The 25,027-nt window shown below is 70.7% G+C and carries 22 protein-coding genes; 8 read left to right on the forward strand and 14 right to left on the reverse strand.

Translation table 11 applies throughout. The features are described 5' to 3' along the window. Nucleotides 1-20: 20 nt before the first annotated feature. On the reverse strand, nt 21-707 hold the full coding sequence (locus EPA64_RS04165) for a response regulator transcription factor (protein ID WP_134724990.1): 687 nt from the start codon (nt 705-707) through the stop codon (nt 21-23). Nucleotides 708-850: 143 nt separating this feature from the next. Between EPA64_RS04165 and ribA the strand changes: the two genes are divergently transcribed. The 5 genes from ribA to EPA64_RS04190 all read left to right on the forward strand — a co-directional run bounded on the left by ribA (nt 851) and on the right by EPA64_RS04190 (nt 5,253). Further along, entirely contained in the window at nt 851-1,927 is a 1,077-nt protein-coding gene (gene ribA / locus EPA64_RS04170; RefSeq protein WP_134724991.1) for a GTP cyclohydrolase II, read from the forward strand. Further along, nucleotides 1,927-2,457: a L,D-transpeptidase family protein gene (locus EPA64_RS04175; RefSeq protein ID WP_134724992.1), complete on the forward strand. Its 531-nt coding sequence runs from the start codon at nt 1,927-1,929 to the stop codon at nt 2,455-2,457. Before ribA ends, EPA64_RS04175 begins: the two co-directional genes overlap by 1 nt. 90 nt (nt 2,458-2,547) lie before the next feature. Continuing rightward, nucleotides 2,548-3,714 carry a nucleotide sugar dehydrogenase gene (locus EPA64_RS04180; protein ID WP_134724993.1) on the forward strand — a complete coding sequence of 389 codons (1,167 nt, stop codon included), beginning with the start codon at nt 2,548-2,550 and terminating at the stop codon, nt 3,712-3,714. Then, nucleotides 3,714-4,715, forward strand: coding sequence for an NAD-dependent epimerase/dehydratase family protein (locus EPA64_RS04185; protein ID WP_134724994.1), 1,002 nt, complete (start codon nt 3,714-3,716; stop codon nt 4,713-4,715). The genes EPA64_RS04180 and EPA64_RS04185 overlap by 1 nt, the downstream gene beginning before the upstream one ends. Nucleotides 4,716-4,983: 268 nt before the next feature. Next, complete coding sequence (locus EPA64_RS04190) at nt 4,984-5,253, forward strand: phage virion morphogenesis protein (RefSeq protein ID WP_134724995.1); 270 nt, start codon at nt 4,984-4,986, stop codon at nt 5,251-5,253. A gap of 62 nt (nt 5,254-5,315) precedes the next feature. Here the strand turns inward: EPA64_RS04190 and EPA64_RS04195 are convergent, their stop codons facing one another. The 4 genes from EPA64_RS04195 to EPA64_RS04210 form a co-directional block, all read right to left on the reverse strand. Continuing rightward, nucleotides 5,316-7,538 carry a catalase gene (locus EPA64_RS04195; RefSeq protein ID WP_134724996.1) on the reverse strand — a complete coding sequence of 741 codons (2,223 nt, stop codon included), beginning with the start codon at nt 7,536-7,538 and terminating at the stop codon, nt 5,316-5,318. A gap of 323 nt (nt 7,539-7,861) precedes the next feature. After that, entirely contained in the window at nt 7,862-10,462 is a 2,601-nt protein-coding gene (locus EPA64_RS04200; RefSeq protein WP_134724997.1) for a DNA translocase FtsK, read from the reverse strand. A 3-nt stretch (nt 10,463-10,465) separates the two neighbouring features. Further along, nucleotides 10,466-11,650: an aminotransferase class I/II-fold pyridoxal phosphate-dependent enzyme gene (locus tag EPA64_RS04205; protein ID WP_134724998.1), complete on the reverse strand. Its 1,185-nt coding sequence runs from the start codon at nt 11,648-11,650 to the stop codon at nt 10,466-10,468. A 102-nt stretch (nt 11,651-11,752) separates the two neighbouring features. After that, on the reverse strand, nt 11,753-13,081 hold the full coding sequence (locus EPA64_RS04210; protein WP_134724999.1) for an amidase: 1,329 nt from the start codon (nt 13,079-13,081) through the stop codon (nt 11,753-11,755). 114 nt (nt 13,082-13,195) lie between these two features. On the opposite strand from EPA64_RS04210, the gene EPA64_RS04215 reads away from it, so the two are divergent. Then, nucleotides 13,196-14,419, forward strand: a complete 1,224-nt coding sequence (locus tag EPA64_RS04215) for a UbiH/UbiF/VisC/COQ6 family ubiquinone biosynthesis hydroxylase (RefSeq protein WP_134725000.1) — start codon at nt 13,196-13,198, stop codon at nt 14,417-14,419. Nucleotides 14,420-14,511: 92 nt separating this feature from the next. After that, a complete protein-coding gene (locus EPA64_RS04220; RefSeq protein WP_134725132.1) occupies nt 14,512-15,108 on the forward strand; it encodes a LolA family protein in 597 nt (198 codons plus the stop codon). A gap of 27 nt (nt 15,109-15,135) precedes the next feature. Here EPA64_RS04220 and EPA64_RS04225 read toward each other — a convergent pair whose 3' ends face one another. Next, nucleotides 15,136-15,723, reverse strand: a complete 588-nt coding sequence (locus EPA64_RS04225; RefSeq protein ID WP_134725001.1) for a transglycosylase SLT domain-containing protein — start codon at nt 15,721-15,723, stop codon at nt 15,136-15,138. A gap of 220 nt (nt 15,724-15,943) precedes the next feature. Here EPA64_RS04225 and EPA64_RS04230 point away from each other — a divergent pair, with 220 nt between their 5' ends. Further along, nucleotides 15,944-17,125 (forward strand): acetyl-CoA C-acyltransferase family protein, encoded by a 1,182-nt coding sequence (locus tag EPA64_RS04230; RefSeq protein WP_134725002.1) that lies wholly within the window; start codon nt 15,944-15,946, stop codon nt 17,123-17,125. Nucleotides 17,126-17,261: 136 nt separating this feature from the next. Here EPA64_RS04230 and EPA64_RS04235 read toward each other — a convergent pair whose 3' ends face one another. From EPA64_RS04235 to EPA64_RS04270, 8 genes are all read right to left on the reverse strand, one after another. Beyond that, complete coding sequence (locus EPA64_RS04235) at nt 17,262-18,680, reverse strand: ArnT family glycosyltransferase (RefSeq protein WP_134725003.1); 1,419 nt, start codon at nt 18,678-18,680, stop codon at nt 17,262-17,264. Next, nucleotides 18,658-18,960: a lipid-A-disaccharide synthase N-terminal domain-containing protein gene (locus EPA64_RS04240; protein ID WP_134725004.1), complete on the reverse strand. Its 303-nt coding sequence runs from the start codon at nt 18,958-18,960 to the stop codon at nt 18,658-18,660. Before EPA64_RS04240 ends, EPA64_RS04235 begins: the two co-directional genes overlap by 23 nt. Continuing rightward, nucleotides 18,957-19,697: a glycosyltransferase family 2 protein gene (locus EPA64_RS04245; protein ID WP_134725005.1), complete on the reverse strand. Its 741-nt coding sequence runs from the start codon at nt 19,695-19,697 to the stop codon at nt 18,957-18,959. Before EPA64_RS04245 ends, EPA64_RS04240 begins: the two co-directional genes overlap by 4 nt. Nucleotides 19,698-20,033: 336 nt before the next feature. Then, complete coding sequence (locus tag EPA64_RS04250) at nt 20,034-20,636, reverse strand: VUT family protein (protein WP_134725006.1); 603 nt, start codon at nt 20,634-20,636, stop codon at nt 20,034-20,036. 96 nt (nt 20,637-20,732) lie between these two features. After that, entirely contained in the window at nt 20,733-21,656 is a 924-nt protein-coding gene (locus EPA64_RS04255) for an esterase-like activity of phytase family protein (protein ID WP_246026597.1), read from the reverse strand. Beyond that, nucleotides 21,632-22,492 carry a penicillin-insensitive murein endopeptidase gene (mepA, locus tag EPA64_RS04260; RefSeq protein ID WP_425467010.1) on the reverse strand — a complete coding sequence of 287 codons (861 nt, stop codon included), beginning with the start codon at nt 22,490-22,492 and terminating at the stop codon, nt 21,632-21,634. The genes EPA64_RS04255 and mepA overlap by 25 nt, the downstream gene beginning before the upstream one ends. Next, the gene (locus EPA64_RS04265) at nt 22,489-23,850 is read right to left on the reverse strand and encodes an MFS transporter (protein ID WP_134725007.1); all 1,362 of its coding nucleotides are present in this window, start codon (nt 23,848-23,850) and stop codon (nt 22,489-22,491) included. The genes mepA and EPA64_RS04265 overlap by 4 nt, the downstream gene beginning before the upstream one ends. 42 nt (nt 23,851-23,892) lie before the next feature. After that, nucleotides 23,893-24,468 (reverse strand): acyl-CoA thioesterase, encoded by a 576-nt coding sequence (locus EPA64_RS04270; RefSeq protein ID WP_134725008.1) that lies wholly within the window; start codon nt 24,466-24,468, stop codon nt 23,893-23,895. Nucleotides 24,469-25,027 lie beyond the last annotated feature (559 nt).

Here is a 25,027-nt window from a genome sequence, read left to right on the forward strand (position 1 = left end):
GTTCCCGCCCCCCGCAGCCGTCAGGCGACCAGCCGGTAACCGCCCGATTCCGTCACCAGCAGGCGGGCGTTCGACGGGTCCGGCTCGATCTTCTGGCGCAGGCGATAGATGTGGGTTTCCAGCGTGTGGGTCGTGACCCCGGCGTTGTATCCCCAGACCTCGTGCAGCAGCACGTCGCGCTGCACCACGCCGTCCTTGGCGCGATACAGGAACTTGAGGATGTTGGTTTCCTTTTCGGTCAGCCGGATCTTGCGGTCCTTGGCGTCGATCAGCATCTTCATCGCCGGCTTGAACGTATAGGGGCCAAGCTGGAAGATCGCGTCCTCGGACTGTTCGTGGGTGCGCAGCTGCGCGCGCAGCCGGGCCAGCATGACCGGGAACTTGAACGGCTTGGTGATGTAATCGTTGGCGCCGCTGTCCAGGCCCAGGATCGTGTCGGCGTCGGTGTCGTGGCCGGTCAGCATGACGACCGGGCATTTCACGCCCTGCTTGCGCAGGCGCTTGCACAGCTCGCGCCCGTCGGTGTCGGGCAGGCCCACGTCCAGCACCACCAGGTCGAAGATGGTGCCCTTGGTCTTTTCGACCGCCTCGGCGCCGGTCCCGGCCTCGAACACGTCGAAATCCTCGGTGGCGACCAGCTGTTCGGCCAGCGCCTCGCGCAGGTCATCCTCGTCATCGACAAGCAGGATCTTTTTCAAACCGGCCATTCAAGCCTCCTGGTGTTCCGTTGTCCTGAAGATGGCGCGAGGGGCCGGGCGGTCCAGCCGGTTGCAATCTTTCTCACATGCAGTTGTCGCGGGGGCGGGTTATGTTACGGATTGTTTCAGATTTCCCCGCCAAAGCCCGCCGCATGAGCCTTGTTCCCACCCTGTCCGAGACGATCAGCCGCGCGCGCACCGACCTGCGCATGGGGCTGCCGGTCGTCATCGGCGGCCATCTGGCCGCGGCGGTGGAAACGCTGACGCCCGCGCGGCTGGCCGACCTGCGGGCGATGGGACGGGTGGTGCTGGCGATCACCGACCGGCGGGCCGAGACGCTGAAGGCGCGCGCCTATGACGGCGATCTGGCCCGCGTGCGCGTCCCCGAGGATGCGGACACCGCCTGGCTGCGGGCGGTGGCCGATCCCTCGGGCGATCTGATGACCCCGATGAAGGGGCCGCTGTTCACCGACCGCCCCGATGAAGGCGGCGGCGGCGACGTGGCCCCGCACCGCGCCGCCATCGCGCTGGCCAAGTCCGCGCAGCTGCTGCCGGCGGTTGCCGTGGTGGCGCTGGGCGCGTCGCTGCCGGGGCTGACGGTGCTGCCGGCCGGGCCGACGCTGGCGCAGCTGGCCGCGGAAACCGCGCTGGCCCCGGTGGCGGCGGCGCGGCTGCCGCTGGCGGCGGCGGAACGGTCGCAGCTGCACATCCTGCGTCCGGCCGATGGCGGGGCCGAACATTACGCCGTGGAAATCGGCAGCCCGCCGCGCGACCAGCCGGTGCTGGCGCGGCTGCATTCGGCGTGCTTCACCGGCGACGTGCTGGGCAGCCTGAAATGCGACTGCGGCCCGCAGCTTGCCGCGGCGCTGGACGCGATGGGGCAGGCGGGGGCGGGCGTGCTGCTGTATCTGAACCAGGAAGGGCGCGGTATCGGGCTGGCCAACAAGATGCGCGCTTACGGCCTGCAGAACCAGGGCTTCGACACCGTCGAGGCCAACCACCGGCTGGGGTTCGAGGATGACGAGCGTGATTTCCGCCTTGGCGCGGCGATGCTGCGCCGCATGGGCTTTTCGGCGGTCCGGCTGATGACCAACAACCCGCGCAAGGTCGCCATGATGCAGGCCCACGGCATCGAGGTGGCCGAACGCGTGCCGCTGGCGGTCGGGCGCAACCGCTGGAACGACGCCTATCTGTCGGTCAAGGCCGCCAAGTCGGGGCATCTGCTGTGATGGTGCTGACCCCCGCCGGGCTGCGGGCCTTTGGCCGCATCCTGCCGTGCAGCATCGGGCGCACCGGTGTCAGCGCCGCCAAGGCCGAGGGCGACGGCGCCACCCCCGCGGGCATCCACCGCATCGCCGGGCTGCTGTATCGCCCCGACCGGCTGGCCCGCCCGGCCCCCTGGGCGGAACCCATCGGGCCGGGCGATCTGTGGTGCGACGCATCCGGCGACGCCGCCTATAACCACCACGTCCGCGCGCCCTTCGGCCCCAGCCACGAATGCCTGCGCCGCGCCGATCCGCTGTATGACCTTGTGCTGGTCAGCGACTGGAACTGGCCCGACGCGCGGGCCGGGCGCGGGTCGGCCATCTTCCTGCACCAGTGGCGCAGGCCGGGGTTTCCGACCGCGGGCTGCATCGCGATGGCGCGGCGCGACCTGATCTGGCTGGCGGCGCGCGCCGAACCGGGCACGCCGTTCGTCGTCCCCGACGCGCTGGCCGGGCGGGTCGCCCGCCGGGGGCTGGCCGCCGCCGCGGTATGACGGGACGCCGTGAAGCGACGCCATGGCGGGGCCTTGCCGCCGCGCCCCTGCCGGTCCATCCCTTCGGGGACTTGGGGATAGGAGCCGCGGATGAAAATCGCCGTTGCCGGGCTGGGCTATGTCGGGCTGTCGCTGGCCGTGCTGCTGGCGCAGGCCAACCGCGTCATGGCGCTGGACGTGGCCGCGGCGCGCGTCGATGCGGTCAACGCCCGCAAATCCCCGATCGAGGATGCCGAGATCGCGGCCTTCCTGTCCGGCCGCGCGCTGGACCTGACGGCGACGCTGGACGCAGGCGCCGCGATGGCGGGCGCGGATTACGTCATCGTGGCGACGCCCACGAATTACGACCCGCGCACCAACCATTTCGACACCTCCAGCGTGGAACAGGTGATCGCGCAGGCCCGCCTGCACGCGCCCGACGCCACCATCGTCGTGAAATCGACCGTGCCGGTGGGGTTCACCGTGCGGATGCGGGCCGAACATGGCACCGACGCGATCCTGTTCTCGCCCGAGTTCCTGCGCGAGGGGCGCGCGCTTTACGACAATCTGCATCCCTCGCGCATCGTCGTGGGCGACCAGACGCCCGCCGCGCGCCGTTTCGCCGACCTGCTGGTCGCCGGGGCCGAGGACCGCGGCATGCCGGTGATGTTCACCGGCCCGACCGAGGCCGAGGCGATCAAGCTGTTTTCCAACACCTATCTTGCGCTGCGCGTCGCCTTCTTCAACGAGCTGGACAGCTATGCGCTGACCAAGGGGCTGGACGCCCGCCAGATCGTCGAGGGCGTCAGCCTGGACCCCCGGATCGGCGGCAATTACAACAACCCCAGCTTTGGCTATGGCGGCTATTGCCTGCCCAAGGACACCAAGCAGCTGCTGGCCAACTATGGCAATGTGCCGCAGAACCTGATCGCTGCGGTGGTGGAATCGAACCGCACCCGCAAGGACATGATCGCCGACCAGATCATCGCCCGCCGCCCCGCCTGCGTGGGCGTCCACCGGCTGGTGATGAAGGCGGGGTCCGACAATTTCCGCGACAGTTCCATCCAGGGCATCATGAAGCGGATCAAGGCCAAGGGCATCCCCGTCATCGTCTATGAACCGGTGCTGGCAGAGGACCGCTTCTTCAACTCGCCCGTCGTGCGCGACTTGGGCGACTTCAAGGCGCGGGCCGACCTGATCATCGCGAACCGCATGTCGCCCGACCTGGCCGACGTGGCCGACAAGGTGTTCACCCGCGACCTGTTTGGCGCCGACTGATGCGGACGGCGCTGGTCACGGGGTCGGCGGGGTTCATCGGGTTCCACCTGTCGCGGCTGCTGCTGGATCAGGGCTGGCGCGTCGTGGGCGTGGACAGCCACAACGACTATTACGACCCGGCGCTGAAATCCGCGCGCGAGGCGTGGCTGACCCCGCATCCGCAGTTCCGCGCCCTGCGCGGCACGGTGGAAACGCCGGGCCTGCTGGCCGGTCTGTTCGCCGCCGAACGCCCCGACGCGGTGATCCATCTGGCCGCACAGGCCGGGGTGCGCCATTCCATCGACAATCCCGGTGCCTATGTCCGGGCGAACCTGCTGGGCACGTTCGAACTGCTCGAGGCCGCGCGCGCCCACCCGCCCGCGCATCTGCTGCTGGCGTCCACCAGCTCGGTCTATGGCGCGAACACGGCGATGCCGTATCGCGAGACGGACAAGGCCGACACCCAGATGTCGTTCTATGCCGCGACCAAGAAATCGACCGAGGCGATGGCGCACAGCTATGCGCATCTGTTCGGCCTGCCGGTCACGATGCTGCGGTTCTTTACCGTCTATGGGCCGTGGGGGCGGCCCGACATGGCGCCCTGGCTGTTCACCCGCGCGATCCTGGACGGCAGTCCGATCCGGGTGTTCAACCACGGCGCGATGCAGCGCGATTTCACCTATGTCGCCGATCTGGTGCAGGGGGTGGCCCGGCTGATCGACGCGGTGCCCGGCGGGGTTCCGGTCGGGGATTTCGACAGCCTGTCGCCGGTCGCGCCGTTCCGGGTGGTGAACATCGGCAATGGCGCGCCAGTGCAGCTGACGGATTTCATCGCCGCGATCGAGACCGCGACCGGGCGCACCGCAATCCGCGACCTGCAGCCGATGCAGCCCGGCGACGTGCCCGCGACCTGGGCCGACACGACGCTGCTGACCGCGCTGACCGGGCAGTCGCCGCGCACCCCCGTGACGACGGGCGTCGCGGCGTATGTGCGCTGGTTTGTCGCCCACTACGGCGGGTGAGGGGGCGGCCACCGGCACGTGCTGCCGAACTGGCCCATGCCTGCGTCGATGCCCCCACGGCCCGGTGAACTCATCCGCTCGGCGCGAAGGGAACGGACTTTCATGCCCTGGCCTCGGGCCGGTCAGGCAAGCTGCTATGGCCCAAGAGGAAGCAGGAAGCGGCGCCAGTGCCAACGCCGCTTCAGCCGGGTCGATTATCAGGCGAGGCACTCACTCTACAGCCCGGCACATGAAACATAAGCGTTGATGGGGCTATTCGCAAGGAACGATGGCAAGCACACGGGCCACCTTCGACGGCGCCGCCGCCCAGCTGGCGGAGCTGATCGGCCGCATGGACGACCCGCGGGGCTTGCTGGCGAACGTGGCCGAGCACCTGCTCAACACGACCCGGGACCGGTTCCGCGATCAGGCCGGTCCCGAGGGCGTGCCCGGGACGCGGCTGCGCCCTCCGACGATCGGCAACCGCGGGCGCAGCAAGCTGATGCCGATCCAGATCCTCTCCGGCACACCCGCTCGGGGCTGCCGCCTCGATCAATAGCCTCTTGATCGAGGAGAAGGACAGGATCGGCACGCCGAAGGTCTATGCTCCCGTCGGCACGCTTACTTGGGCATCCACATCGTCTTTTCGCGGTCCCAGTTGCGGTCGGCCAGCCGCTTGATCAGCCCGTCGGCGTTCGCCGCATCCATGACGAAATCGTCCCGGGCGACCCCCGCCTTGTCAAGCAGCGGCTGCGCCTCGGCCGAGGCCCCGATGGCCTTGAGATGCGCAAAGGCGTCCGACAGCCAGTCCACCGCCGGCTTGTGGCGGGTCAGTGCGTCCGCGCCCTTGGCCGAGGCGACCACCGCCACCGCGTCGAAGATGACCGACGGCGCGCCGTCCAGCTGCGCGTCGGCGGCCAGCCTGGTGCCGTCTGCCAGGGTGGGACCGCCGACCTTGGCCGACACCACCATCGCCATCGCGCCCGCGCCCTGGGCCGCGGCCTTCAGCGCCTTGACCGCCGCGGCGTCAGCGCCATCCGTCACCAGGATGCCCAGCTTGCGGCCCTTGGGCGGCGGAACCGGCTGCTTGAGGATCGACAGCGCGTCCGACGGCTTGGTCTTGACCGGCGCCTTGGCCGGCGTCGCCGCGGGCGGCAGGTCCATCCCCAGCCCGTCGGCCACGCGCTGCGCCAGCGCCTCGTCCACGTTGCGCAACTGCGACAGCTGCCGCACGCGGATGTGGACCATCACGACCTTGGACAGTTCGAACACAAAGGCGCTGACGATGTGCCCCTGCTCGACCGGGGTCTGCGACTGCCAGAACTGCCGCGCCTGGGTGAAATGGTCGGCGAACCGCTCGGCCCGGACGCGCAGCTTTTCGTCGGGCTGGTTGCCCAGTTCCGACAGCTTTGCCACGGTGCGGAACCCGTGCTGCGCATCCACGCGCGGCCCCGACGGCTCGCCCCCCTCGGCCAGCGAGTTCGGCTCGTAATTCGCGCGGCCCTTGGGGATCTGCGTCTGCATCATGCCGTCGCGCTGGAAATTGCGCATCGGGCAGCGCGGCGCGTTGATCGGGATCTGGTGAAAGTTGGTCGTCCCCAGCCGCGATTTCTGCGTGTCCATATAGCTGAACAGCCGCCCCTGCAGCAGCGGGTCGTTGGAAAAGTCGATGCCCGGCGGCACGTTGGTGGGCAGGAACGCGACCTGTTCGGTTTCCGCGAAGAAGTTGTCGGGGTTGCGGTTCAGCTGCAGCGTCCCGATCAGCTGGACGGGCACGTCCTCCTCGGGGATGATCTTGGTCGCGTCCAGCACGTCATAGGGCTGGGCGGCGGCAAAGGCCTCGTCGAAGACCTGAATGCCCAGATCCCATTCGGGGTAATCGCCGGCCTCGATCGCCTCCCACAGGTCGCGGCGCAGAAAGTCGGGATCGGCGCCCGACACCTTGACCGCCTCGTCCCACAGCAGCGACTGCATGCCCTGCCGCGGCTTCCAGTGGAACTTGACAAAGCTGACCTTCCCCTCGGCGTTGACCAGGTGAAAGGTGTGGACGCCGAACCCCTCCATCGTGCGGAAGCTGCGGGGGATGGCGCGGTCGGACATCAGCCACATGACCATGTGCTGCGATTCCGGCATCAGCCCGATGAAATCCCAGGCGGTGTCGTGCGCGGTCGCCGCCTGCGGCATCATCCGATCCGCCTCGGGCTTGAAGGCGTGGACCATGTCGGGGAACTTCATCGCGTCCTGGATGAAAAAGATCGGCATGTTGTTGGCGACCAGATCCCAGTTGCCGTCCTGGGTATACAGCTTGGTCGCAAAGCCGCGCACGTCGCGGGGCGTGTCCTTGGACCCCTTGGACCCGGCCACGGTGGAAAAGCGGGTAAAGGTGTCGCAGCTGTTGCCCTGTTTCTGGAACAGCGCGGCGCGGGTCAGTTCGGGGATGGCGCGGGTCACGGTGAATGTGCCGTGCGCGCCGGATCCGCGGGCGTGGACGATGCGTTCCGGGATGCGCTCGTGGTCGAAGTGGAAGATCTTTTCGCGCAGCACGAAATCTTCCAGCAGCGTCGGCCCGCGCGACCCGGCCTTGAGGCTGTTCTGGTTGTCGCTGATCGGGACGCCGTGGTTGGTGGTGATGCGGCCGGCGGCGTCGCCCGGCGCGACGATCTCCTGCGGCTCGCCGCCGCTGCCGGTCTGGTGGTCATAGGTGGCGGTCACCGCGTCGCTGTTGGTTCCCTGATGCTGCGGGCGGGCCTCGGCCGGGTTCGGCCCGGGCTTTCCGTCGGCGGCAGTGGGGCTGGCCGGGGCGGGTTTGGCGGCGGGCTGCGGCTTGCCGTCCTTGGTGGTCATCGCTTGCTTCCTCTCTGTCGGTGGCGGTTCGCGAGGGCGGGCGCGCATGGCCAGCCCGCCCGTTGCGAGACGGGCGAGCCGGATCGGCTGGATCGCAGATGCAAGGTCAGTCCTCCGCCCGTCCCGTGGCAGGTGGCGAACACGCGGAAGGGCGGGGGGGTTCCAGCCGCCGTGGGGCAACATAAATCAGCCGGCGGGGGCGGCGGGATATCGGTGCGTAGAACTCACGCTCACGACGGCGGTGCCGCCGGGGACAGGCCGGCAGGGTGCGTGATTTTCACACACGGAAAGCGCGGGCTGATACCCGGCACGCGCCGGGCCGGTCACACCTCGGGGACAAGCACCTCGCGCTTGCCGACGTGGTTGGCGGGGCTGACGACGCCCTGCTCTTCCATCTGCTCGACCAGGCGGGCGGCCTTGTTATAGCCGATGGCCAGCTTGCGCTGGATATAGCTGGTCGAACATTTGCGGTCCTTGGCGACGATGGCGACCGCCTGGTCATACAGCGCGTCGTCCGACCCGTCGCTGGCCAGGATCGCGTCGATTTCCGCGTCGCGCTCGTCGTCCGGCGATTCCACCACGCCCGCCATATAGCTGGGCGGGCCGAAGGATTTCAGGTGGTTCACGACCTCCTCGACCTCTTCGTCGGAAACGAACGGCCCGTGGACGCGGGTGATGCGGCTGCCGCCGGCCATATAGAGCATGTCGCCCATGCCCAGCAGCTGTTCGGCGCCCTGTTCGCCCAGAATGGTGCGGCTGTCGATCTTGGACGTGACCTGAAAGCTGATCCGCGTCGGAAAGTTCGCCTTGATCGTGCCTGTGATCACATCGACGGACGGGCGCTGCGTCGCCATGACGATGTGGATGCCCGATGCGCGGGCCATCTGGGCCAGACGCTGGATGCAGGCCTCGATCTCTTTCCCGGCGACCATCATCAGGTCGGCCATCTCGTCCACGATGACGACGATATAGGGGAAGGTCTCGGGCTGGAACTCCTCGGTCTCGAAGATCGGCTCGCCGGTGTCCTCGTCAAAGCCGGTCTGCATGGTGCGGCGGAACATCTCGCCCTTGGCCAGCGCCTCGGCGACGCGGCCGTTATAGCCCTCGATGTTGCGCACGCCCATCTTGGACATCTTGCGGTAACGTTCCTCCATTTCCGACACGACCCATTTCAGGGCCACGACGGCCTTTTTCGGGTCGGTCACGACGGGGGACAGCAGATGCGGGATGCCGTCATAGACGGACAGTTCCAGCATCTTGGGGTCGATCATGATCAGCCGGCATTCCTGCGGCGTCAGTTTATACAAAAGCGACAGGATCATGGTGTTGATCGCCACCGACTTGCCCGAACCCGTGGTCCCCGCGATCAGCAGATGCGGCATCTTGGCGAGGTTGGCCACCACCGGCTCGCCGCCGATGTCCTTGCCGAGCGCCAGCGGCAGCGGCATGGACGAGTCCCCGAAGGCGCGGGCCGACAGGATTTCCCGCAGCACCACCTTTTCGCGGCGCTGGTTGGGCAGTTCGATGCCGATGACGGTGCGGCCGGGGACGGTGGACACCCGCGCGGACAGGGCCGACATCGACCGCGCGATGTCGTCGGACAGGCCGATGACGCGGCTGGCCTTCAGCCCCGGCGCGGGTTCCAGTTCGTAAAGCGTGACCACCGGGCCGGGATGGACGGCCGTGATCTGGCCCTTGACGCCGTAATCGTCCAGCACCGCCTCGAGCATGCGGGCGTTCTCGGTCAGCGCCTCGGGGGACAGGGCGTGGCGTTCGACCGTGCCGGGCGCGGTCAGCAGCGACAGCGGGGGCCGTTCGTAATCGCTGGGCGCGGCGGCGTCGAAGGACAGGCCGGGCTGCGCCTCGGCGCGGGCCTGTTTCGACGGCGCGGGCTTGCGCATCGGGGGCATCATCACGCGGCTGGTGTCGGTCGGTTCCAGCGGCGGCGGGGCGGGGTTGCGGCCGGTCAGCCGGGCGGTGACGGCCGACAGCACCGACCGCGCCGCAGGGTCGTCGGCGGGCTGTTCGGCGCGGTGGCGGATGGCGTCGGTGATGCGGGTGTGGATCGCGTCGGCGTCCGGGCCGGGGCTGTCGTCATAGTGGGTTTCGGGATCGACCAGTTCGGATTCCGGCACCGCCGGCTGGGACGGACGGCGCAGGCGTGCCAGCAGCCGGGCGGGGGGCGCCTCGACGCTTTGGGGCGCGGCGTCGCCGCCGCCCGTGCGGCGGGCCTCGGCGCGGCGGCGCAATTCGCGCGCGGCGGCGACCGATGCGCTGGCGCCCCGGCCCGCGGCCGTCATCGCCAGGTCATAGGCGGTGGCCAGCCCCGTCGCCAGGAACCGCCCGATCCCCATCGCCTCGGCGCGGTCCACGCCCAGCACAAAGCCGCCGAACACGACCGATGCCGCGGCGGTCAGCAGCGCCAGGATCTTCAGCGCGACGGCGGCGGGCAGGGGCATCAGCCCCAGCATCGCCCCCATCAGCATGTCGCCCAGGTGCCCGCCCAGGCCAAAGCTTTGCGTCCAGCCTGGCGGCGGCACCATCGAGGTCGCATAGACCGACACCAGCACCATCGCCAGCGGCGTGAAGACGCCGCGCATCAGCCGGTCCTCGCCCCGGTGCAGCATCAGCCGCAACCCCCAGACCAGCGCGGCGACCGACAGCATCCAGCTGCCATAGCCGGTGATCATGAACAGCGCCGAGGCGACATAGGCGCCCAGCCGGCCCAGCAGGTTCTGCGCCGGCTGGTCGGTGGCGGTGCCGATGCCGGGGTCGTCGGGGGAATAGCTGAACAGCATCATCGCCACGACGATGCCGAAGACGACCAGCCCCGCGCCGACCAGTTCCTTGCCGCGGCGTTCCAGCGCCGCCTGCGTCGACTGATCGAACAGCGGGTCGCGGTGTTTCGCCTGCCAGCTTGCCATGCCTCAGCTTCCCTCTTGGAACAGACAGTCGCGCAGGCGGATCAGCGCGTCCTCGGTTTCCGCCGCCGGTCCGACCAGCGCCACGCGGATGTAACCCTTGCCCGGATTGGCCCCGTCCACGTCGCGCGACAGATACGCGCCGGGCAGCACCTGCACGCCCGCCTCGGCCCACAGGCGGCGCGCCGCCGCCTCTCCGTCCGCGACCGGCAGCCACAGGAAGAACCCGCCCTGCGGCGGCAGATAGCCGGGGACATTGCCCAGCACCCGGTCGGCGATGGCGTATTTCTGCTGATACAGGGCCCGGTTTTCGGTGACGTGATCCTCGTCCGCCCAGGCGACCTCGCTGACGCGCTGGTGGGGCAGGGGCACGGGCGCGCCGGCATAGGACCGCAGCACCCGGAACCGCGCGATGGCGTCCGCGGACCCGGCGGCAAAGCCCGACCGCAGCCCCGGCAGGTTCGACCGCTTGGACAGCGAGTTGAACATCACCACCCGGTCGGCCAGCCCCATCCCCTGCGCCACGGCCAGTGTGCCGGGGGGCGGCGTGTCGCGCCAGATTTCCGAATAGCATTCGTCGGCGAAGATCAGGAAATCATGCCGGTCGGCCAGGGCGACCAGCGTTTCCAGATAGTCGCGGTCCGCAACCGCGCCCTGCGGATTGGCGGGCGAACACAGGTAACAGATCGCCGTGGCGTCCAGCGTGGCGGGGTCCAGCGCCGCGAAATCCGGCAGGTGGCCGGTGTCCGTCGTCGCGGGCACGAACACCGCTTGCGCGCCGACGGCGGCGGCGGCCACGGCATAGACCTGATAGAACGGATTGGGGATCAGCACGTTGGGCCGGGCGCCGTTCTTGTCCTCGGGGCACAGCGCCAAGGCCGCGTTGAACAGCCCCTCGCGCGTGCCGTTCAGGACTGTGATGCGGTCGGGCGCGACGTCGATGCCGTGGCGGGTGCCGATCCAGCCCGAGATCGCCGCCAGCAGTTCGGGCGTGCCGTCGTTGGACGGATATTTCGCCAGCTGGTCCACGGTGCGGGCCAGCGTCGGCGCGACGAAGTCGGGAATGGCATGGCGCGGCTCGCCGATGGTCATCACCACCGGGTCGGGACCGGGCGTCACGTCGGCCAAAAGCCGCCGCAGACGCGGAAACGCATAGGCCGGCAGGTTCGAGAACCGCTCGGGGGGTGCCATGACTGCCTCGCTTCACGGGGTCGTGCATCGCCCCGTTTGCCGCAAGACTATCGGCAAAGCCGCTGTGCGTCCAGCCAAAGCCGGGCCATGCGGGCGTCCCGGTCAGCCCCGCAGCGCCCCTTCGGCCGCCGCCGCGACCCGCAGCAGCGCCCGGTCGGCCCGGGCCGCGCCCATCAGCATGATGCCGCAGGCCGGGCGCGCCGTGGGCAGGGTGATCGCGGGCAGGCCCAGCAGGTTGCCGATGCGGGTGTTGCGCAGCGCCAGCAGGTTCTCGGCCGCAAAGAACGCCGCATCGCGTTCCAGCCGCGCCGCGTCGGGGGGCAGGATCGCGACCGTGGGCAGGATGACCGCGTCGAACCCCGCCGCAGCCGCCGCCCATTCGGCGCGCAGCCGCGCCAGCGTTTCCCAGCCGGCGACATAGTCGGGCGCGCTGACGCCCATGCCCCCGCGGAACCGTTCCAGCATGGGCGGGAACATCAGCTCGGGCGCGTCCTCGATCTGGTCGCGCCAGATGCCATAGGCCTCGGCGGCGAACAGGGTGGGCGACAGCGCCAGCGCCTGCGCCACGCAGTCGGGGGCGGCGTGGCTGACACGCGCGCCCGCGGCGGACAGGGTGGCGACCGCCTCCTCGAAGGCGGCGACCGGCGCCTCGCGCGCGTTGTCGAAGGGGGCGCCGTCCAGCACCATCAGGCGCAGGCCGCGCAGGTCCGCGCCGCGCAGATCGACCGCCGGCTCGCCCCGCAGAAGGGCGAAGATCTCGGCGCAATCCTCGACCGTGCGGGCCAGGGGGCCTGCGGTGTCAAAGCGCCGGCACAGCGGCACGACGCCGGTCGCGTCCACCGCCCCGTGCGTGGGCTTGAAGCCGACGATCCCGTTCCACGCCGCCGGCACCCGGATCGACCCGCCGGTGTCCGTCCCCATCGCCGCCGCCGCCAGCCCCAGCGCCACCGACACCGCCGCGCCCCCGGACGATCCCCCCGCGACCAGCGCCGGGTCCAGCGCGTTCGGCACGGTGGCGACCGGAGGGTTCAGCCCCAGCCCCGAAAACGCCAGCTCGGTCATGTGGGTCTTGCCAAGGCAGACCGCCCCCTGCGTCGTAGCTACGGCCAGCACGGCGGCGTCATGGTCCGGGGTGCGCCCCTCCAGCAGCAGCGATCCGGCCTCGGTCGCCACCCCGGCGCTGTCGAAATTGTCCTTCCAGCTCAGCGCGACGCCGTCCAGCAGGCCGCGGCGCAGGTCGGCGCGGGCGCGGTCGTGGGCGGCGATGGCCTCGGCGCGGGCGCGGTCGGGGGTGGTGCGGGCATAGATGCGCGCGCCGTCCGGGTGGCGCTCGATGGCGTCCAGATAGGCGTCGGCGAGGTCCACTGGGCTGACCAGCCCCGCGAGGATCGCCCGGCCCTGATCGGTCGCCGATGTTGTCCGCCAGTCCATGCGCGCCCCCCTTGCCGTCGGCGCAGGCTAGTGCCCGGCGCGGGCCACGGCAACGGCCTTGCGGGCGGCGATGCCGCATGGACCCCGCCGCCGCGCCGCCCTAGTCTGCGGGTCATGACACCGGACCATGACATCCTGATCGCGGGCGGCGGGCTGAACGGCCCCGCGCTGGCGCTGGCGCTGGCGGGGGCCGGGTTTTCCGTCGCCGTCATCGACGCGCAAGCCCCCCGCGCGCGCGCCGCCGACGATTTCGACGGCCGCGCCTATGCGCTGGCGCTGGCCTCGCGCCGCCTGCTGACGGCGCTGGGGCTGTGGGCGGACCTTGCCCCCCGGTCGCAGCCGATCCTGCGGGTCGAGGCCGCGCAGGGCCACCCCGGCGAGGGGGCCGGCGCGTTCCGCCTGACCTTCGACAGCGCCGAGATCGAGGAGGGCGCCGTCGGCCACATGGTCGAGGACCGCTATCTTTATGCCGCGCTGATGAAGGCGATGGCGGGGCGCGTGACGCATGTCCCCGCGACGCAGGTCGTGGCGCAGGAGGTGCGGCCGGGCCATGTCGCGGCCACCCTGTCCGACGGGCGCACCCTGACCGCGCGGCTGCTGGTCGGCGCAGACGGGCGCGGGTCGGGGGTCGCCGCGCGCGCGGGCATCCCCCGGCGCGGCTGGGGGTACGGCCAGACCGCGCTGGTCGCGGCGGTCGATCACGACCGCCCCCACGGCGGCACCGCGTGGCAGTATTTCATGCCGACCGGACCGCTGGCGATCCTGCCCTTGCCCGGCAACCGCAGTTCGATCGTCTGGTCGGAGCCCGACGCGGCCGCCCGCGCCATCGCCGCGCTGGACGATCAGGCGTTCCTGGACCTGCTGCGCCCGCGCTTTGGCGATTTTCTCGGCGCGATCAGGCTGGCCGGGCCGCGGTTTTCCTATCCGCTCAGCCTCAGCCTGGCCGACGCCCATGTCGCGCCGCGCATCGCGCTGGTGGGCGACGCGGCGCATGGCGTCCACCCCATCGCGGGGCAGGGGCTGAACCTTGGCCTGCGCGACGTGGCGGCGCTGGCCGAGGTGCTGGCCGACGCCGCCCGGCGCGGCGAGGATATCGGCGCCCCCGACGTGCTGGCCCGATACCAGGGCTGGCGGCGGTTCGACTCGACCGCGCTGGGGCTGGGGATGGACAGCGTCAACAAGCTGTTTTCCAATGACAACCCGATCCTGCGGACGGCCCGCGGGCTGGGCATGGGCGCGGTCACCGCGACCGGCCCGCTGCGCCGCGCGTTCATGCGGCAGGCGGCGGGGCTGTCGATCGATCCCATGCCGCGGCTGCTGGCCGGGCGCCCGCTGTAACCCGGAACGATCACCGCAGCGCGAGCGTTCAGGCCCGTGCCGTCCCGGTTTCGTGACGTGCAACCCTTTGGAAAGGCGGTATGATCCAGATCATGAACCTTCGCTCTCTCGCGCTTGCGCCCGCCTTCGCACTCGCCTTCGCCCTGCCGGCGGCGGCCGAGAAGATTCCCCTCAACGAGATCTCGCGTTACCTCAACAGCCTGAAAACCGTGGTCGCCGACTTTACGCAGGTGAACCCGAACGGGTCGGTGACGCCCGGCACCGTCTATATCCACCGCCCCGGCAGGGTGCGGTTCGAATACAAGGGCGACCAGACGCTGGTGCTGGCGTCGGGCGGACAGGTCGCGGTCTTCGACAGGAAGTCGAACACCGGCGCGCAGCAATACCCGCTGTCGAAAACCCCGCTGTCGATCATCCTGGACGATAACGTCAACCTGGGCCGCGCCCGCATGGTGACGGGGCACACGGAACGCAAGAACACCACCGTCGTCACCGCGCAAGACCCCGCGCATCCCGAATACGGCAACATCCAGATGGTGTTCACCGCCAACCCGACGGAACTGCGCCAGTGGGTCGTGACCGACGACGCGGGCAAGCGCACGACCGTCGTGCTGGGCCAGATGAAAAAGGGCGGGTCGATCCCGCCGTCGCGCTTCTCGATCACCGCCGAGGCCGAGCGGCGGAAGTGACCGCCGCCGGCTGACCCCGCGCCCGCGTCAGGCGCGGCCGCAGGACCGCAGTTGCGCGTCATACATGCCGGCGCGCGACTGCACCTGCGCCGCGACCCCCAGCAGCCATGTCTTGGACAGGTGGCTGCCGCTGGCGAAGCCGCTGCGCCCCTCGTGATAAGCCAGATACTGCGAGGCCGCGTCATGCGGCGCGACGCCCAGCCGCCGCGTGGTGCCGTTCATGTACCAGCCCATGAAATCGGTGGCGTCGCGGATGTCGTCGCGCCGCGCCCGGCGTTTGCCGGTCTCGCGCAGATACTCCTCCCACGTGCCGTCCAGCGCCTGCGAATAGCCGAAGGCCGAGCTTTGCCGCCCGATGGGGATGATCCCCAGCGCGTATTGATGGGGGGTCCGCGCGTCGCCGATGAACTTGGATTCCTGGTGGATCGCGGCCATCTGCACCGCCACCGGCACGCCCCAGCGCCGCTGGCTGTCGCGCATCGCGCGCAGATAGGCCGGGCGTTCGCCCACGATGGCGCAGGCGTTGTCCAGCTGGCGCGGCGCCTTGAAATTGCCGCCGCCCCCGCCGCAGGACGCGACCAGCATCACGATCGCCAGCTTGAGATAGGTGTTCATGCCAGACTGCGCCCCCGGTTCTTTTGCTTTTTGCGGCGATCCTAGGGGCAAACGCGGGTGGGGGAAATCACGAATCCGCCACGCGGCGGCGGCCCGCCACAGGGCGGTTTGCCGCACCCGGCCCGCGGCTGGCCGACACGCGCCCCGGGCCGCGGCCCCTTGCCTGCCGGCCCGTGGCCGCTAAGTTCAGCCCAAGGATCATTCATTGGGGGACTCTCACATGGCAGACAACGATATCGTCATCCTGTCGGGCGCGCGCACCGCCATCGGCGGATTCGGCGGCAGCCTGGCCGGCGTGCCGCCGATCGAGCTGGCGACCACCGTGACCAAGGCGGCGATGGAACGCGCGGGCGTCTCGCCCGACAAGATCGGGGCTGTGGTGTTCGGCCATGTGATCAACACCGAACCCAAGGACCAGTATCTGTCGCGGGTGGCGATGCTGAACGCGGGCATTCCGAACACCACCCCCGCGATGAACGTGAACCGCCTGTGCGGGTCGGGCGCGCAGGCCATCGTGTCGGCGGCGCAGTCGCTGAGCCTGGGCGACGCCGATTTCGCCATCGCCGGCGGCGCCGAATCGATGAGCCGGGGCGGCTATCTGGTGCCCGCGCTGCGGTCGGGGTCCAAGATGGGCGACCAGCAGATCGTGGACATGATGACCGGCGCGCTGACCTGTCCGATGGGCACCGGCCACATGGGCGTCACCGCCGAGAACGTCGCATCCGAACACGAGGTCACGCGCGAACAGCAGGACGCCTTCGCGATGGAAAGCCAGAAGCGCGCCGCGAACGCGATCGAGCAGGGCTATTTCAAGGACCAGATCGTCCCGGTCGAGATCAAGACCCGCAAGGGCACCGTCACCTTTGACACCGACGAACACCCCAAGGCGACCTCGGTCGAGGCGCTGGGGGGCCTGCGCGCCGTCTTCAAGAAGGAAGGCAGCGTCACCGCCGGCAACGCGTCGGGCATCAACGACGGTGCCGCCGCGCTGGTGCTGGCGCGCGAAGGCGCCGCGCGCGAAGCCGGGCTGACGCCCAAGTTCCGCATCCTGGGTTACGCCCACGCGGGCGTCCGCCCCGAGGTGATGGGCATCGGCCCGATCCCCGCGGTGCAGAACCTGCTGGAAAAGACCGGGCTGAAGATCGAGGACTTTGACGTCATCGAATCGAACGAGGCGTTCGCCGCGCAGGCGCTGGCCGTGAACAAGGGCCTGAAGCTGGACGCCGCCAAGGTGAACCCGAACGGCGGCGCCATCGCGCTGGGCCACCCGGTCGGCGCCACCGGCGCCATCATCACCGTCAAGGCGATGTATGAGCTGGAGCGCACCGGCGGGAAAAAGGCGCTTGTGACGATGTGCATCGGCGGCGGCCAGGGCATCGCGCTGGCGATCGAGCGCATCTGACGCGACGTTCGGGCCAACCCTCGCCCGGGCCGTCATGGCGGCCGGGGCGTTTTCTTGACCGCAGCGGCGGGGGCTGTCCGCCCCCATCGTCGTAAACGACGATTCCCCCGAGGATATTTTCGGCCAGAAGATGGGATCAGCGGCGCAGCCGGTCGAGGCAGTCGGGCGCAAGCAGCATGGTGGCCAGCGCCCGGCCGCCCAGGTCGCCGGTGCCGGCGGGCAGGTCGAGCGGCGCGCCCGCGCAGGCGGGCGGCTGCGCGGTCTCGCCTGCCCACAGGGCCGGGCCGGCGTCGCCGCGCAGCGGATAGATCAGGTCATAGTGGCTGGGCACCGGCCCGCCCGGCGCGGGCACGGCCCGGATCGTGACGGGCGCTGCGGTCGTGTGCGCGCGCCAGAAAAGCTGCGCCAGCACCGCCCGGTCGCTGGCGACGATCAGCCTTGCGCCATCCTGCCGGGCGCGCGCCAGCATGGCGTCGGCGGCGGCCGCGTTACCGACATAGCGGGCCAGCACCGGCGCGCCATCGCGCCGCCATTCCTGCGCGCGCGTGCCGATCACCGGCAGCGCCAGCGCCACGGCGGCGTTCAGCCCGACCGCCAGCACCGCCCGTCGCGGCCGGGGGGCCAGCACCGCCGCGATCAGCACCGCGCCGGGCACATAGGCCCCGACCGCCCAGTTCGCATTCGCCCCCGATTGCAGCGCCTGCGCCGCCACGATCGCCAGCGGCGCGGCGGTGATCGCGGCCAGCCCGCGCATCCCCGGCGGCCAGCGGCGCGCCAGCAGCGCGACCAGCAGGGCGGCAAAGGTCAGCGGTCCGGCGACGGCGAACTGGGCGGCCAGAAACAGCGCCACGCGGCCCGCGTCCGGCGCGCCCTGCCAGTCGGCATTGTCGGCGGTGTGGCGCACGGTGGCGAGATCGTGGGCCAGGTTCCACAGGATGTTGGGGGCAAACAGCGCCAGCGCGACCGCCGCCGCCACGGCCGCATGCCCCCACGGCCGCCGCCACCGCGGGTCGATCAGCGCCGCCAGCGTCAGCCCCGGAACCGCGAACAGCATCGCGTATTTCGACCACATCCCCGCCGCCAGCGCCGCGCCCGCCAGCGCCGCCCCGGACCGGCCCCGCGCCCGCGCCCACGCCAGCAGGAACAGCGCCAGCGCCAGCATCTGCGGGCTGTCGGTGGAAATCAGGATGCTGCCGACGGCGACAGCGGGCAGGGTTGCATAGACGACGCCCGCCAGCGCGCCCTCGGCGGGCCCCGCCACCGCGCGTCCCAGCGCCCACACCGCCAGCGCCGCGCCGCCATGCACCAGCGGCCACGGCAGGCGGGCGACCCACGGCGCGTCGGAACCCGCGATCCCGTTCGCGGCGCGGATCAGCCAGCCGACCAGCGGCGGCTTGGACCAGGCGCCCGCGGCAAGCTCGCGCCCCCACAGCCAGTATTGCGCCTCGTCGACATAAAGTTCGAGGTCGGCCGCCGGCAGCCACGCCAGCCGCCACGCGGTCAGCGCGACGATGACAGCCAGCGCCAGCCGCTCAGCCCCGGTGGCGTTCGGCATGGATCAGCCACAGGTTGCGAAGATAGATGACCGTGCCAAGCGCCTGCCCGACCATGAACACCGGGTCGCGCCGGTGGATCGCATAGGCCAGCAGCGTCAGCCCGCCCGCCAGCGAGAAATACCAGAACGCCACCGGCACGACCGACCGTTTCGCCCGTTCCGACGCGATCCACTGGACCAGGAACCGCATCATGAACAGCCCCTGCGCCATAAAGCCGAACAGAACCCACAGCAGTTCGCCCGTGGTGTGGACATCGAAAAACCGCAGCACCCCGGTCATCGCGGCGCCGTCTCGGTGGCGCGCACGGTCTTGCGCCGCCGCATCAGCCAGGCCACCCCGGCCAGGTCCGACACGCCGACCAGACCGCGCTGCCAGTTGGAATAATTCGACCGGCCCGCCAGCCGGGGCCGGTGGGACACGTCGATCAGCGCGACCCGCCAGCCGTCGCGCGCAAACAGCGCCGGCAGGAAGCGGTGCTGGTGGTTGAAGAACGGCAGCGCCAGATAGGCGTCGCGGCGGAACGCCTTGAGGCCGCAGCCGGTGTCGCGGGTCGCGTCGCGCAGCACCAGCGCGCGCAGCCGGTTCGCCAGCCCCGATGCCAGCCGCCGTGACGCCGCATCCTTGCGCCCGACCCGCTGCCCGGCGACCAGCCCCAGTTCGGGCTGGCCGTCCTGCGGGGCCGCCAGCAACGGCGCCAGCAGCCGCGGCAGTTCTTCGGGCGGGTTCTGGCCGTCGCCGTCCAGCGTCGCGATCAGGGGCGCGCGGGCGGCCAGCACGCCATTGTGGATCGCCGCCGACTGCCCGCCCGGCCGGGGGTGCGACAGCAGCCGCAGCCACGGGCGACCGGCAGCCATGTCCAGCACGATCCGCGCGGTTTCGTCCGACGATGCGTCGTCCACGACGATCACCTCGAACGGGGTCAGGGGTTCCAGCGCCGCCCCGACGCCGTCCAGCAGGGGCGCGATGTTGCCCGCCTCGTTGCGGCAGGGGATCACGATGGAACAGCGCGGGGTCATGGCGTCCTGCGTTGGGCGTCTGCAATGCCTGCGGGATGATGGACCCCGGATCGGGAAATTGCACCCCGCGCCGATCGACGGCAAGGCCACGCCCCCCACGGCCAAAAACGGACGGGCCGCCCCAAAGGACGGCCCGCGAGATCATGGGAGATGGTCCGGTTAGGGATGGAATGCATCCGGTTCCCAGCCATTGGTTCTGTGCCTCAGGGTTTGCCCTCAGGCGGCGGACCCTCCGGCTGTCCCGACTCCGTTCTCCAACATCACTCTCGACACTGGACCACCTCCTTTCGCTGTTGACGCTGACTGGAAGCCTGCCACACCCCCCGGGCAAGTCAATCAGTTTCCGACCGGCGCGGACAAGATTTTGCGGACGAGCATGCGGAACGGCACAAGGGCCAGCGCCGCCAGCGCCAGCTTGACGGACCAGTCGGCCAAGGCCAGCGACGCCCACAGCGGCGCGGTCGGGCCTTGCCCCAGCAGCGGCACGGCCTCGGTCGCCCAGCCGGTGTTGGCATCGGCGGGCAGGAACGCGGCGAAGGCGATGGCAAAGAACAGCGCGGTGTCGACCGCCGATCCGGCCAGCGAGGACAGGAACGGGGCCTTCCACCACGACCGGCGGCGCAGCGCGTCAAAGATCGCGACGTCCAGCAGCTGTCCAATGATGAACCCCAGCCCAGACGCCAGCGCGATCCGCAGCGTGGTCTTGTCCAGCCCGGCCGCGACCAGCGAGCAGGCGACGCCGGCGACAAAGCCCGCGACGACGACCCGGCGCGCGGCGGCGGCGCCGTGGACCCGGTTGGTCACGTCGGTGACAAGGAAGGCTATCGGATAGGTCAGCGCCCCCCAGGTCAGCCAGTCGCCCAGCATGAACTGGACCAGGATGTTCGAGGCAAGCACGACGGCAGCCATCGCGAGGACCGCGGGCATCAGCGAACGCATGGGGTTTTTTCCGTTTTACAAGGTGGCGGAAGAACTCGGCCCCGTTGACGGGACGCGCGGCATCTAGGGCCGCGGGCGCCGCGCGTCAAGCCGCGATCAGTCCCGGACGCGGTATTCGACCAGCTCGGTGCGCTGAACGAACAGGAAATTGTCGTCCGAGATCATCGTCAGCCGGATGCCCTGAGCGTCCTGCCAGACGGCGATCCCCTCAAGGTTGTCGTGGCGCAGAAAGCCGGTCTCGATCAGCACCTCGCCCGCCGACAGCGTGGCGCCGGTCATGTCGAACCGCCGCACCCGGCTGGCGAATCCGCGCACGCCCTTGAAGGCGCGTTCCAGCAGATACAGCCGCCCGTCCGGGCCCACGTCCGCGCCGACCGGCACGAACGACCCCAGCCGGGGGATGCGGAACGGCACCGACCATTCGTTGCCGCTGCGGCGCAGGACGGGGAACCCTTCGTCGTCGTCATCCCACGATTCGGGAATGGTCAGGATGTCGCCGCCGGGCGTGACGGCCAGCGCCTCAAGCCCCGCGTTGGGGCGCATCCGGGCGAATTCGCGCGCGGGGGGGATGCGCACGGCGGGGCTGTCGGGGGTGTCAAAGCGGGCGATCCGGTCCAGCCCCTCAAAGCTGACGAACAGCCGGCCCTGCGCGTCGATGGCCAGCCCTTCGGCATCGCCCAGGTATCCGGCGCGCAGCTTGCGCCCGCCGCTGTCCTGCAGCCGCGCGGTCCCGGCGGTGGTCAGGCCGCGGATGCGGCCCTGCCCGTCGCGGTCCACGCTGCCCCACCGGACCGTTCCCCGGTCCGACAGCGCGGTATAGCGGCGGCCGTCCGCGTCCAGCTCGATCCCCGAGAACCCGCCGAAATCGTCGTCGAGGCCCCGCCAGACATAGGTGCCGAGGTAATCCACCACCGCGCCCGACGCGGCGGCCGCCGCGTTGGCCGATGGGGGCGCCGGCCCCGCCAGCATCGCCGCCCCGACCGCCGCCGCCGCGATCAGCGCGCGACGAGGGCCTGGCATGCGCGGGGCATCTCGCTCAGCCGATAGCTGCGAGGGTGGCGGTAGTCGGGATTCGGCGGCGGCGCGGGCGGCGGGTCGATGCGGTTGCGGATCCACTGCGCGGCCTCGGCGCAGCCGTCGCCGGGGGGCGGGGCGGCCTGATCCTCGCACCCCTGGTTGGTGCAGGCCAGGCGGACGTGAAAGTGATAGTCGTGCCCGTCGATCGGGCGGATCTTGCGCAGATAGGCGCGGTTGCCGCGTTCGGACTGGCACATCACGACCTTGGCGACGGGATCGACAAAGACGCGGGCCACGCGCGGATCGGACGCCGCCGCCCGCAGCAGCTGGTGATGCGCCGCCGACCACAGCGGGCTGGGGGCGGTGCCGCCGCGCGCCACGACCGACTGCGAGGACAGGTTCTCGCGCTGGCGCGGCGACAGCCGCAGGCTGGACGGCGGCAGCATCCAGATGTCGGCGTCCAGCCCCATCTGGTGGCTGGCGTGGCCGGACAGCATCGGGCCGCCCAGCGGCTGGCTCATGTCGCCGACATAGATGCCGGGCCAGCCGAACCGCGTCGCCTGCTGCGACAGCCCGACCAGGAAATCGACCAGCTGCGGATGCCCCCAGTTGCGGTGGCGCGACAGGCGCATCGCCTGCCAGGTGGGGCCGGTTTCCGGCAGTTGCACGCTGCCCGACGCGCAGCCGCGGGAATAGCCGCCCAGCGCCAGCGGCTGGCCGCGGGTGGCCGCGACCTGCGCGCCGAACACGTCCTTGGCCAGCGGGTCGGCCAGCGCCGGCGCGGCAGGCAGGGCCAGCGCCAGCAGCGTGGCGGCCATCGTCAGGGTCTTGCGGATCACTGCTCGGGTTCTCCCTCTGGGTTGACCCAGCTTAGCAGCGCTAGCGAAAGAAGGAACATCACGATCAGCGGCGAGATGCCGATCCGCTGGTTGCCCGACAGGTCGGTCGCGACCGCGATCAGGAAGGGCGACAGGAACGCCGTCGCCTTGCCCGACAGCGCGTAAAGGCCGAACGCCTCGGTTGCGCGGGCGGCGGTCGTGTGGCGCACCATCATCGTGCGGCACGCCGATTGCAGCGCGCCCCCCGCGCCCCCGATCGCCACCCCGCAGCCCAGAAACAGCGCATCCGGCAGGCGCGAACCCGCCGCCAGCGGCAGGCCGAAGAAGGACTGCCGGCTCATCCCGACGATGACCAGGCAGACGAGGATCAGGACCACGGTGCAGGTGACGATCACCGGCTTTGGCCCCCAGCGCCGGTCGGCGCGCCCGCCCAGCCAGCTGATGACGGCGGCCGCCAGCGCGCTGACCACGCCGAAGACGCCCGACCAGATCACCGGCCAGCCCAGGACCGTCGCCGCATAGATCCCGCCAAAGGCATAAAGCGCGTTCAGTGCGTCGCGCGACAGCATCGACGACACCAGCCACGCCGCCAGCGACCGGCGGTGGCGCAGCGACCGGATCATCCGCCACAGCTCGCCCGCCACGCGGCCCGGTTCCAGCGGTCGGCCGGCGCCCCGCGGCTCGCGCACCCACAAAAAGAACGGGATCATGAAGACGACATACCAGATCGCCGTGAACGGCCCGACAAAGCGCGTGCCCTCGCGCGCGGCGGCGTCAAGGCCCAGGGCGGGCGGATTGCCCAGCAGCGTCAGCCCGGTCGTGCGGCTTTCGGCGAACAGCGCCAGCATGGCGACCAGCGCCATCACCCCGCCCAGATAGCCAAAGGCAAAGCCGCTGCCCGAGATGCGCCCCATCTCGTCGCGCCCGGCCAGCGTCGGCATCAGCGCGTTGGTGAAGATGGTCGCGAACTCCAGCCCGATCAGGCCGATGCCGAACAGCACCAGCGTCTGCATCAGCGCGCTGCCGTCGGGGGTCAGGAACCACAGCCCCGCGCTGCCGACGACGTAAAGCGCCGAGAACAGCCAGATCCACGGCATCCGCCGCCCCGTCGTGTCGGCGACCGCGCCCAGCACCGGGGCAAGGACCGCGATGACGACCCCCGACAGCGACAGCGCGTAACCCCATGTCGCCTGCGCCTGCGCCCCCGCGTGGACGGCATCCGCCGCGCCCAGCATGGCAAAGCGGTGCTGCGCCACTTCGGCGAAATAGATCGAGAAGATGAAGGTCAGCAGCAGCGTGTGGTAAGGTTGGCTTGCCCAGTCAAAGAACCACCATCCCCAGATACGCCTGCGGTTCATTCATGCCCCCGTTTCGTCGCCGTGCATAAGGCACCGGCGGCGTCAGGCTGGCAAGTCGTCCGTTCGGTCGGCGCCCACGTCGCCGATCCCGGGCGGCCAGGGGCGGGCCGCGTCCGCGTCGATCCAGGCCTGCACCCAGTCGGGCAGGGGCGGGCTGGCGCCGGCGTGGCCCAGGGCTGCCATGAACTCGGCCGGGGGCACGATGCCGCTGCGTCCGCCGCCCACGATGGCCACGCGCAGCAGCATGTGGTTGGCGCAATCGCCCCCGATCCACATCGACTGTTCCATGTACAGGAACCGCGCGTCCCACCCGATGGTGCGCGAGACCTGCGTGAACCGCTGCATCGCCCGGATGCGGCGGCGATAGCGGACCGAGTTGCCGGCCACGGTAAAGCCCCAGCCGCGGTCGCGCAGCGTGTCGGTGATGCCCAGCCGGATCGCCATCGGGATGCGGCCCAGGTCATACAGCGTCAGGGTGCGGCCGTTGTTCAGCTCGGCCCAAGGGTCCAGATCCCACGGCCAGCAGCGGTGGGTGGACACATGGGTGCCCGTCGGCGGAAGGCGCGGCGCGCGCCGGGCGGACAGCACCTCGCGGGCAAAGCGGATCAGCGGATACATGGACGGTCCTTGCGGCCTGCGGGTCTGCGCCGGGCTAGGACGCGCCACGGCGCCCGTCAACCGTGACGGCGGGTTAGGGGGAGAGCCGTGGGCCCGCCTGTCGCAAGGCCGTGACGGACCGGACCCGCGACCCGTTGCCCCGCGCCGCGGCTGCACGGCGGGGGCGATGGCGTTGTCATCCTCGTCCCCGAAGTTGCGGCTGTCGCCCCTGCGGGGGTTCAGCGATGGAAGGTCGGGCTTGCCCGCCCCGCCATCACCCGCGCGGTCAGCGCGATGCTGTCCACGATCCGGTGGCGAAACCCCCTGCGCGCGCCCGTCCTATGCGGGTCGCACGCGAGGGGGGGCGGCGAAGTGCCCTGCCGTGCCTGCATGGGCAGCGCCGCGGTCCGCCAGCGCGACCGCGCGATCCCTGCGGGCAGCGCCGTCACCGCGCCCGCCCGTCACTGCGCCCGTCCGCCACCGCCTTGCGCCGCCGCCGCCCCCCGCCACCGCTCCGCCACCCACCGTCCCCCGCCGCCGCGTCCGTCCTTCGCCGCCTTGCGCCCGCGGGCGCTCTCGC

The sequence above is a fragment of the Paracoccus luteus genome (genome assembly GCF_004522155.1).
Lineage (GTDB): Bacteria > Pseudomonadota > Alphaproteobacteria > Rhodobacterales > Rhodobacteraceae > Paracoccus > Paracoccus luteus.